Origin of the sequence: Limnohabitans sp. JirII-29, from assembly GCF_003063395.1 — a bacterium.
Classification (GTDB): Bacteria; Pseudomonadota; Gammaproteobacteria; order Burkholderiales; family Burkholderiaceae_C; genus Limnohabitans.
In genome coordinates this window covers 99,302-108,382 of the sequence record NZ_NESB01000011.1, presented here as the reverse complement: position 1 = coordinate 108,382, position 9,081 = coordinate 99,302, and the positions used below count along the sequence as shown (strand labels likewise).

10 protein-coding genes and 1 pseudogene are annotated in these 9,081 nt (G+C 56.3%); 4 read left to right on the top strand and 7 right to left on the bottom strand.

Annotated elements, in window-relative coordinates; all coding sequences use genetic code 11:
- Positions 1–111: 111 nt before the first annotated feature.
- The 5 genes and pseudogenes from B9Z39_RS15355 to B9Z39_RS15335 form a co-directional block, all read right to left on the bottom strand.
- Positions 112–1,203, bottom strand: a pseudogene (locus B9Z39_RS15355) (DUF2075 domain-containing protein).
- Positions 1,204–1,326: 123 nt separating this feature from the next.
- Complete coding sequence (locus tag B9Z39_RS16935; RefSeq protein WP_146183347.1) at positions 1,327–1,887, bottom strand: hypothetical protein; 561 nt, start codon at positions 1,885–1,887, stop codon at positions 1,327–1,329.
- 52 nt (positions 1,888–1,939) lie between these two features.
- The gene (locus tag B9Z39_RS15345; protein ID WP_108302339.1) at positions 1,940–2,347 is read right to left on the bottom strand and encodes a type II toxin-antitoxin system VapC family toxin; all 408 of its coding nucleotides are present in this window, start codon (positions 2,345–2,347) and stop codon (positions 1,940–1,942) included.
- 8 nt (positions 2,348–2,355) lie between these two features.
- On the bottom strand, positions 2,356–2,640 hold the full coding sequence (locus tag B9Z39_RS15340; RefSeq protein WP_100145616.1) for an antitoxin: 285 nt from the start codon (positions 2,638–2,640) through the stop codon (positions 2,356–2,358).
- A 54-nt stretch (positions 2,641–2,694) separates the two neighbouring features.
- A complete protein-coding gene (locus B9Z39_RS15335) occupies positions 2,695–3,186 on the bottom strand; it encodes a YqaA family protein (RefSeq protein ID WP_108302337.1) in 492 nt (163 codons plus the stop codon).
- Between the two features lie 143 nt (positions 3,187–3,329).
- Between B9Z39_RS15335 and dusB the strand changes: the two genes are divergently transcribed.
- From dusB to B9Z39_RS15315, 4 genes are read left to right on the top strand one after another with little or no spacing between them, the layout of a single operon-like run.
- Positions 3,330–4,367, top strand: a complete 1,038-nt coding sequence (gene dusB, locus B9Z39_RS15330) for a tRNA dihydrouridine synthase DusB (RefSeq protein ID WP_108302335.1) — start codon at positions 3,330–3,332, stop codon at positions 4,365–4,367.
- Positions 4,364–4,600, top strand: coding sequence for a helix-turn-helix domain-containing protein (locus B9Z39_RS15325; RefSeq protein ID WP_100145622.1), 237 nt, complete (start codon positions 4,364–4,366; stop codon positions 4,598–4,600). Before dusB ends, B9Z39_RS15325 begins: the two co-directional genes overlap by 4 nt.
- Positions 4,601–4,608: 8 nt before the next feature.
- Positions 4,609–6,180, top strand: a complete 1,572-nt coding sequence (gene purH, locus B9Z39_RS15320; RefSeq protein WP_108302333.1) for a bifunctional phosphoribosylaminoimidazolecarboxamide formyltransferase/IMP cyclohydrolase — start codon at positions 4,609–4,611, stop codon at positions 6,178–6,180.
- A gap of 9 nt (positions 6,181–6,189) precedes the next feature.
- Entirely contained in the window at positions 6,190–7,461 is a 1,272-nt protein-coding gene (locus B9Z39_RS15315) for a DEAD/DEAH box helicase (RefSeq protein WP_108302331.1), read from the top strand.
- Between the two features lie 29 nt (positions 7,462–7,490).
- Here the strand turns inward: B9Z39_RS15315 and B9Z39_RS15310 are convergent, their stop codons facing one another.
- Together B9Z39_RS15310 and B9Z39_RS15305 are read right to left on the bottom strand one after the other, a co-directional pair.
- Complete coding sequence (locus tag B9Z39_RS15310; protein ID WP_108302329.1) at positions 7,491–7,826, bottom strand: DUF6172 family protein; 336 nt, start codon at positions 7,824–7,826, stop codon at positions 7,491–7,493.
- Between the two features lie 113 nt (positions 7,827–7,939).
- Entirely contained in the window at positions 7,940–9,055 is a 1,116-nt protein-coding gene (locus tag B9Z39_RS15305) for an amidohydrolase family protein (RefSeq protein ID WP_199221227.1), read from the bottom strand.
- Positions 9,056–9,081 lie beyond the last annotated feature (26 nt).

Here is a 9,081-nt window from a genome sequence, read left to right as displayed (position 1 = left end):
CCGTTGAACGCTTGTGACCACCTCAACCCGATTGGGCCTTGCTGAAGACATAGTCATATCCATAGTCGTATTCCTAGTTGTTAGTTTAAGGAATACCAACGGGACTGTTTTTCAGGGGGCTAACTCATCAGCATCCCAAACAACACAAGCCCAGTCAAGTTCTAGTCCTTGAACGTGAAATTCGGTAGCAACATCTTCAAGGTAGTAGGACGAGCGGATATCGTCTTTGTCGTCCAAGAACCAATGAATGGGGTCCATCGGAGACCTGACATCAATGGCATGTGGTTTCAAACGTTGCGCTTGTGAAGACACCACCATGCCAAACCGCTCTGTACCACGCGCTTTCTCTCGTAGTCAACGTTTAGCTTTGTTCAAGTCTCGTGTGATAACGATAGGGTAACGCGCTTGCACTTGTTGGAAAACAGCGCGTGCATTTTCATTCTGACGATCTAGGAGATGCTTCACAAAGGTTGAAACATGCTCAGCGCGAAATGAGCGCATGGAAACAGCAAGGTGCAGATCTTCATTGAAGTGGATGTTCTGCCTGTCTTTCAATATCTCAAGTGTGTCCTCGGCGCCATATTCAGAGTCTTGCAGATGTGGAGAAATATGAACTTCCCAGTCGGGATAATGATCATTGATCGCGCGCAGCCATTCACCAATGCCGGCCTCCCCCGTGTTGATTTCTTGACCGCCGCCCACAAGACACACCACGACTGACCAGTCTGGGTGACGATCTAAGCATGAAATCAAAAAATCAGGCTCAGAACGGTTGAAGTCCGGTCGTCCCTTTTTCCTAGCCATGAATTGTGTGGTTTGTTCCAAGGTCCATGCGCGTTGTGCTTCGTCAAAAATAACCACATGGTCTACTGGCGGTTGTTCATCGGAGAGGTAGGCATCGCGAAAATGATGCACGTTTTGGATAAATGCATCTACTGCTTTGCGCGCTTCACCTTTGCGAAGCTTTTGACCAATCACTTTCTTGCGAGCCACCTCGTCCCGGGTCAAAGCTTCTCTCAAAATAGAAACCAGAGGCCCATTGCCGGACAGGTAAACACTGTGCAAATCACTTCCAGCGTCCATATGCTTGGTAGCGACATCTAACCCAACCAATGTTTTTCCCGCGCCGGGAACGCCTGTTACAAAACAAATAGCTTTTTTACGATTGGCTTGAGCTTCAGTAATGAGATGACCAATTGCCACGGACGTTTTGGCCAAATTCTTTTCCCCAGCTTCGCTGCGCGACAGCTCGGCCACCGAATGGTTGCCGTAGAGCGCTGAAGCGGCTTCGATGATCGTGGGCGTAGGGCGGTAGCGTCCACTCTCTCATACCGATGCGTCAATTCCAACTCCTGTGCTAAGTTGTAAAACTGTGTTGATCGTGTCTTTTAAAAACTCAGGCGATGTGTTGATTGGCTCAAGAACGCCATCGTTGTGGTGGCTTACAGACACAACGCCATTCACGTTCCTGGTATTTGTCGCAACCAACAGCGGCGCGATCATGCAGTGGTGACTCGTTTCATGAAAGTTCTTCAGATCGAGTGCATAGTCCCACACTTGATCAATTGCAGAACGATTGAAAATACTTTCTCCGACTTTGAACTCGATCACAAAAATGACGTGATCGATCAAAGCTAAAACGTCAATGCGTTTGCCAAGTCGGGGAACAGAAAACTCAAAGAACACCCAACCTCTGCCAGTAAATGACAAAAGCTCGTGTTGAAGAATGGTGATTTGCGAGCGCCACGCATCTCGTTGCGTTGTTTCGATGGAGAAGCCACTATTTTCAGTAATGCGACCAAGCACTAAGTTGTGTTCCGAATGAACGAAGTCAGCAATGCTTGCCCCATAAAAGGCACGCGATAGTTTGGCTGGTGACGTGGTCAAGAAGATTACCTGATGGGTGCAAATGATCGTAAATGGGCGAATAAGGGAAAGGTTAGTTGTGACTTGTCCAGTCTTCCACCAATAGATCAGTGGCTTGAGCAAAAGCTCTGTCATTGCTAACCAATATTGCATTCAGATGCAACGCATGCGCCGCAATCTGCATATCCAGTGCAGCCAGGGGCGTGCCTTGGCTTTGCAGATGCGCGCGCAGTGTGCCGTAGGTTTGTGCCACGGCTTCGTCCCATGGCATTACTTCCACTCGACGCAAAAACTCGTCCACGGCCGCCTTCAGTGCCACAGCTTCAGGACGTTTTGCCAGACCAAACGCCAGCTCACCTGCCGTGATCGCTGATATGCACACCTGATGCATCGGAACAGCCAACAAGCGTTGCGTGACTTGCGGGTGGCGTTTGATGAGGTGACTGACCGTGTTGGTGTCTAACAAATAAAGCGCTGTCATACGTTGGCTCAATGGCCTAAGTTTTCTGGCACAGATGCAAATGGATCGCGCTCTGGTTTGTCGCTGTGGCCTTGTGTCAGCCGCTCAGCGGTGCTCAGGAAATCCTTTGGCACTTGGACGTTCTCTGTTGCTGCCAAAAAGCCGCTCCAATCCTTGGGTCGGCGCGAGAGGATGACATCCCCAGTCACTGGGTCTTTGCGAATGAAGACTTCGGGGGTGTCAAACCTGTAGGCGGCTGGCAGCCTTACCGCTTGACTGCGGCCATTGACGAAAAGTTTGGCGGTTTGGGACATGGTGGACCTCCATTGGAAATGGTAGATACCAAAGTATATGCTGGAAGCGTGTTTTTAGCCTACCGCCCAATGCTGTGGAAACACCCACAGCAGGCCAGCGGTCATCACCAGATAGCGAAAAAATTTGCCGACGGCCATGTAGCCCACGCACGGCCAAAACGGCAGTCGCAACCAGCCTGCTACCGCACACAGCGGGTCGCCCACACCGGGCACCCAACTCAGCAAGCAGGCTTTAGGACCCAGCTTTTGTAGCCAACGCAAGGCACGTGCATCGTGGGTGCTGCTGTTGGGTTTGAGCTTGTCACGCACCTTGTGCGCACCACGCCCCATCCACCAACTGATGCAGCCGCCCACAGTGTTGCCTGCGGTGGCCACCAACACAGCCGGCCAAAACAAATCTGGATTGAGTTTGACCAGCCCAAACACCACGGGCTCTGAACCCATGGGCAACAAGGTGGCCGAGACCAAGCAGACCACAAACACCGTGCTCAAGCCGAATTCGGGCAAGGCCAAGGCGGCCAGCAAAGAGTGCATCCAAACTTCCATCGCACCAAGTGTATAGAGCCCTGCAAGCGGCAAAAACCCTGACAAAAATTGACGCTAAACTTTCAGTTGCTGAAATTTCAGGCAGCTACAATCGTGCCTCCTTTTTCGGCAATCCCCCCCCCTTCTTTCCCCCTCCCTCGCAAATGCACATTGGCCCTTATCCATTGGCAAACAATCTGTTTGTCGCGCCGATGGCTGGCGTCACCGACCGGCCCTTTCGCATGCTGTGCAAGCAGTTGGGGGCGGGCTATGCGGTGAGCGAGATGGTGACGTCTCGCAAAGATCTTTGGAAGACGCTCAAGACCTCGCGTCGTGCTGACCACACAGGCGAGAGCGGGCCGATTGCTGTGCAAATTGCAGGCACTGACGCGGCCATGATGGCCGAGGCTGCGACCTACAACATTGAGCGCGGGGCGCAAATCATTGACATCAACATGGGTTGCCCGGCCAAGAAGGTGTGCAACAAGTGGGCGGGCTCGGCCTTGATGCAAGACGAGCCGCTGGCGCTCTCGATCGTCGAGGCGGTGGTGGCTGCGGCACTTCCCCATGGCGTACCCGTGACCTTGAAGATGCGCACCGGTTGGTGCCAACAACACAAGAATGCCGTCAACCTGGCACGTGCGGCCGAGGGCGCAGGTGTGCAAATGCTCACGGTGCACGGGCGTACCCGCGAGCAAGGCTACAAAGGCTTGGCCGAGTACGACACCATTGCCGCAGTCAAGCAAGCGGTACATATTCCGGTAGTCGCCAATGGCGACATTGACTCGCCCGAAAAGGCGCAAGAAGTTTTGAAACTCACCGGCGCGGATGCCTTGATGGTGGGGCGTGCCGCCCAAGGGCGTCCTTGGATATTCCGTGAAATTGCGCACTACCTGGCCACGGGCGAGTACTTGGCCCCGCCCTTGGTGGCCGAGGTGCGTCGCCTCTTGCTGGCGCATCTGGACGAACACTACGTCTTGTATGGCGAGTACACCGGCGTGCGAACCGCACGCAAACACATTGCCTGGTACCTGCGCAGTCTGCCGGGTGGTGAGGCGTTTCGCCAGCGCATGAACAGCTTGGAAGACAGCGCGTCCCAGCATCATGCTGTGGCCGATTTTTTGGACGATTTGGCCGAGCGTCATGAACGTTTGCCGCAAGCGATGACCGACTCTTTGCCCCTGTTAGAAAGCGTTGCATGAGCAAAAAACACATTGAAGAGGTGGTACGTGCCAGCCTCGAAACTTATTTCACAGACTTGCGTGGCACTGAGCCCGACAACCTGCACGACATGGTGGTGCGGGTGGTGGAAAAACCTTTGCTTGAAGTGGTGATGCACCACGCCGAGCACAACCAATCGCGTGCCGCTGAATGGCTGGGCCTGAACCGCAACACGCTGCGTAAAAAACTTCTCGATCACAAACTTCTCAAATAAGCCTTCTCATGCAAGCACTCATTTCCGTCTCAGACAAAACCGGCATCGTCGACCTCGCGCGTGCCTTGCACGATTTGGGCATTGGCCTGATCTCTACCGGTGGCACCGCCAAGTTGTTGGCCGAACAAGGCTTGCCTGTGACCGAGGTGGCAGAAGTCACCGGGTTCCCCGAAATGCTGGATGGCCGTGTCAAAACCCTGCACCCCAAAGTGCACGGTGGTTTGCTGGCACGCCGTGACACGCCCGAGCACATGGCGGCTTTGAAGGCACACCACATCGACACCATCGACTTGTTGGTGGTCAACCTGTACCCGTTTGAAGCCACCGTGGCCAAGCCCGGTTGCACGCTGGAAGATGCGATTGAAAACATCGACATCGGCGGGCCTGCCATGGTGCGCAGTGCCGCCAAGAACTGGAAAGATGTGGCCGTATTGACCGACGCGTCGCAATACCCTGCGGTGCTGGCCGAGTTGAAAGCTTCGAAAAAGTTGTCAGACGCCACGCGCTTTGCCTTGTCTGTTGCTGCGTTCAACCGCATCAGCAACTACGACGGGGCCATTAGCAACTACCTCTCCAGCATCAATTTCCAAGAAGGTGCCAGCGTCCCTGAGCGCAACGCATACCCCGCCCAAAGCAACAGCCAGTTCGTCAAGCTGCAAGACTTGCGCTACGGTGAGAACCCGCACCAAACCGCAGCCTTTTACCGTGACCTGCACCCTGCGGCGGGCTCTTTGGTCACGGCCAAACAACTGCAAGGCAAAGAGCTGAGCTACAACAACATCGCCGATGCCGATGCGGCGTGGGAATGCGTCAAGAGTTTTGACGCTCCGGCCTGCGTCATCGTCAAGCACGCCAACCCCTGCGGCGTGGCTGTTGGCAAAGATGCGCTAGAGGCCTATAGCAAGGCCTTCCAAACCGACCCCACCTCCGCGTTTGGCGGCATCATTGCCTTCAACCGTCCGGTGGACAAAGCAGCGGCTGAAGCCGTGAGCAAACAGTTTGTCGAAGTGCTCATGGCACCCGGCTACAGCGCCGAGGCCTTGGAGATTTTCAAAGCCAAGGCCAATGTGCGCGTATTGGAAATTCCTTTGGCAGGTACCGATGCAGGCCGCAACACGCAAGACATCAAACGCATTGGTTCAGGCTTGCTGATCCAAAGTGCCGACAACCACGAGCTGGCCTTGAGTGACTTGAAAGTGGTGACAAAGCTTCAGCCCACCCCCCAGCAACTGCAAGACTTATTGTTCGCCTGGAAGGTCGGCAAATACGTCAAGAGCAACGCCATCGTGTTTTGCGCCAATGGCATGACCATGGGCGTGGGTGCAGGCCAAATGAGCCGCCTTGACTCAGCCCGCATTGCCAGCATCAAGGCCGAGCATGCCGGCTTGTCGCTCAAGGGCACGGCCGTGGCGAGTGATGCTTTCTTCCCGTTCCGCGATGGCCTCGACGTGGTGGTGGATGCAGGTGCCACCTGCGTCATCCAGCCCGGTGGCTCCATGCGCGACCAAGAGGTGATTGACGCGGCCAACGAACGTGGCGTGGCCATGGTGTTCAGCGGCGTGCGCCACTTCCGCCATTGATCGCCGCCAGTGAGTTTTGAACCCCTCGGTCTGAACGCTACGCTGTGCCAAGCCACAGCGACACAGGGCTTTGACCAGCCCACACCCATCCAGGCCGAGGCCATCCCATGCGTGCTGCAAGGCCGCGATGTGTTGGCCCAAGCCCAAACAGGCTCTGGCAAAACATTGGCCTATGTGTTGCCCGTGTTGCAACTCCTCATGACCACCGCCGCGTCGCGTGATGAAGCGCCCCAAAAACGCATCACCCAAGTGTTGGTGCTGGTGCCCACACGCGAACTGGCCACGCAAGTCAGCGAGGTGCTGCGCGACATAGCGCGACCCCTCACACAGTCCATCAAAGTAGGCACGGTGTTTGGTGGGGTGTCCATCAACCCCCAAATGATGAGTTTGCGCAGCGGTGCTGATGTGGTGGTGGCCACCCCCGGACGTTTGCTTGATCTGGTGGACCACAACGCATTGCACTTGGGTCAAGTCAAGCATCTGGTGCTCGACGAAGCCGACCGCTTGCTCGACCTGGGCTTTGCAGACGAACTCCAACGCGTGTTGGCACTGCTGCCCTCCCAGCGACAAAACCTGTTGTTCTCTGCCACGTTTGCGCCCGACGTGCAAAGCTTGGCAGAGGCTTTGTTGCATCAGCCTGCGCGCATCACCATCGCCACTACCGAAGAACACGCGCCCGACATTGCGCAACGTGCCGTTGCCGTGAACGAGAAAAAACGCACGCCCTTGCTGCGTCACCTGATCAAAGAGCACAGCTGGAGCCGCGTGCTGGTGTTTGTGGCCACCCGCTATGCCTGTGAGCATGTGGCCAACAAGCTCTACCAAGCGGGTGTGTTTGCCAGCGCGCTGCATGGCGAGATGAGCCAAGGCGCACGCCAAGAGGTGTTGGCTGAGTTCAAAGAAGAGCGCTGGGAGGTGCTGGTCACCACCGACTTGGCCTCACGCGGCATCGACATTGCCAACTTGCCCGTGGTGGTGAATTACGACTTGCCGCGCTCCGCTACCGACTACACCCACCGCATTGGCCGCACCGGCCGTGCCGGGGCCAGCGGCGTGGCGGTGAGTTTTGTCACCGCGTCATCGTTGGCGCATTGGCAGCTGATTCAAAAACGTGAGCGTATTCAACTGCCGCTCGAACACATCGAAGGTTTTGAACCCACCGATGCGCCTGTGCCCGTGCCTGTGTTGATCGATGGCAATGGGGGCATCAAAGGCAAGCGACCGAGCAAGAAAGACAAGCTCAGAGCCGCCGCCAAACAGGCTGGGCCTTCTGACGCCTGACGCAAGCGCGAAGAGCGCGCGGCGGCGCGTCAGTCGTTGTCTTCTTCGTGGGGTGTGTGGGGGGCCGCTTCATCGCCCACAGCGCGCGGCTTGCGCACCCCGTGTTTGGCCAAAATTTCCACATAGCACTGCGTGCCTTGGGCAAGGGCCACTTCGTCCATGCGCACGGTGATGTCGTTGAGATGCACCACCTCGGCGGTCTCTTGGGTGGCGCCAAACTTGCAATCGAAATCCCAAAAATCCACACCCTCGGGCAAGTCACGGCGACGCTCGCGTTTGACGTATTTGCGAATCTCGTGCTTGATGGCTTCCAGCAAGCGCTCAGGGTGCTTGCCTTCCACATGGAGTTGGAATGTTTTTTTCATGGGGGAACTTCTTGATAGACCGCACCTGTCACGCATGCGTGGTGCATGCGTGGGTGCTCACCGGTCACAGCCGGTTGGCTGTGTGTGGGTGCCCCTATTCTAGTTGGGGCGCCTCAGGGCCGTTTGAGCAGTCGCTCAGCGTTGAGGTGCTGAATCTCTTGCAGCACTTTGGGCTCCAGCCCCAGTTGCGTGAGCGCAGTGGCCTGGGTGTCCATCGCCACGTAGGGGTAGTCGCTGCCGTACACCACCTGCGACGAGGGCACCAGCTTGAGCAAACTCGCCATCGATGAGGGGTGTGTCGCGTTGGCGGTGTCGTAGTAGAGGCGTTTGAGTTCGGCCTCGATGCCGTTGGGCGCCACATCGGCAATGTTTTTGGCATTGCGGTGGAAGAAGTTGATGCGCCCTGCCAGCATGGGGATGGTGCCGCCGCCGTGCGAGAACAACCACTGGATGTCGCGGAACTTCACAAAGCTGCCGCTCAACAGCAGGTTGACCACGGCACGTGTGGTGTCATGCGGCACCTCAATCACCGCAGGGAAAGTGCCTGTGTTCAAGCGCCCACAGCAGTTGGCGGCCAAGGGGTGGAAATACACCAAGGCTTTGCGGCGGTTGAGTTCTTGAAAGATCGGCGCAAAGTCGGGGTGACCCGGCCATTTGTCGCCGTAGTTGGTTTGAATGCCCACGCCATCGGCTTTGAGCACGTCAAACGCATAGGCAATTTCTTTCAGTGTGCTCTCCACGTCCACCATGGTGAGTGCGGCAAACAAACCAAAGCGACCTGGGAAATCCTTCACCATTTGAGCGCCGTAGTCGTTGACAGTGCGCACCATCTGGTTGATCTCAGCAAGCGGCAAATCAAACCACACGCCTGGGGTAGAGGCCATGGAGAGCATGGCTTTTTTCACGCCGGCTTTGTCCATGTCTGCCACCGCACCTTCGCGTGTCCATTTCTCTTGCTGGGAGAAGTGTGGGATGTTGCGTTTGTCTTCCCAGTCAAACCAGGCCTTTTGGTAGGCCGGAGGATAGAAGTGGTGGTGGGTGTCGATCAAGCCCATGCTGCTTTGCGCGGCCACAGGCGCACCGGCCAAACCCAAGGAGCCAAACAGCCCCAAGCCCCCTAGGCCTTTGAGCAATTGGCGGCGGTCAGCGGCGTGCGCGTTAGCGCTGTTGGGCTGGCAGGCCATGCACGACCAGGCAGCATGCGCGCAAGAAGTTTGAGGCTTGAACATGGGCAATCCTTTGTGTGGGTAAAACC

Bases quoted from the DNA above. Each gene is read 5' to 3' on its own strand.
- B9Z39_RS15310 (WP_108302329.1), bottom strand. From the start codon at position 7,826: ATGAAAAAAACATTCCAACTCCATGTGGAAGGCAAGCACCCTGAGCGC.
- B9Z39_RS15305 (WP_199221227.1), bottom strand. From the start codon at position 9,055: ATGTTCAAGCCTCAAACTTCTTGCGCGCATGCTGCCTGGTCGTGCATG.
- dusB (WP_108302335.1), top strand. From the start codon at position 3,330: ATGCACATTGGCCCTTATCCATTGGCAAACAATCTGTTTGTCGCGCCG.
- B9Z39_RS15345 (WP_108302339.1), bottom strand. From the start codon at position 2,347: ATGACAGCGCTTTATTTGTTAGACACCAACACGGTCAGTCACCTCATC.
- B9Z39_RS15335 (WP_108302337.1), bottom strand. From the start codon at position 3,186: ATGGAAGTTTGGATGCACTCTTTGCTGGCCGCCTTGGCCTTGCCCGAA.
- B9Z39_RS15325 (WP_100145622.1), top strand. From the start codon at position 4,364: ATGAGCAAAAAACACATTGAAGAGGTGGTACGTGCCAGCCTCGAAACT.
- B9Z39_RS15340 (WP_100145616.1), bottom strand. From the start codon at position 2,640: ATGTCCCAAACCGCCAAACTTTTCGTCAATGGCCGCAGTCAAGCGGTA.
- purH (WP_108302333.1), top strand. From the start codon at position 4,609: ATGCAAGCACTCATTTCCGTCTCAGACAAAACCGGCATCGTCGACCTC.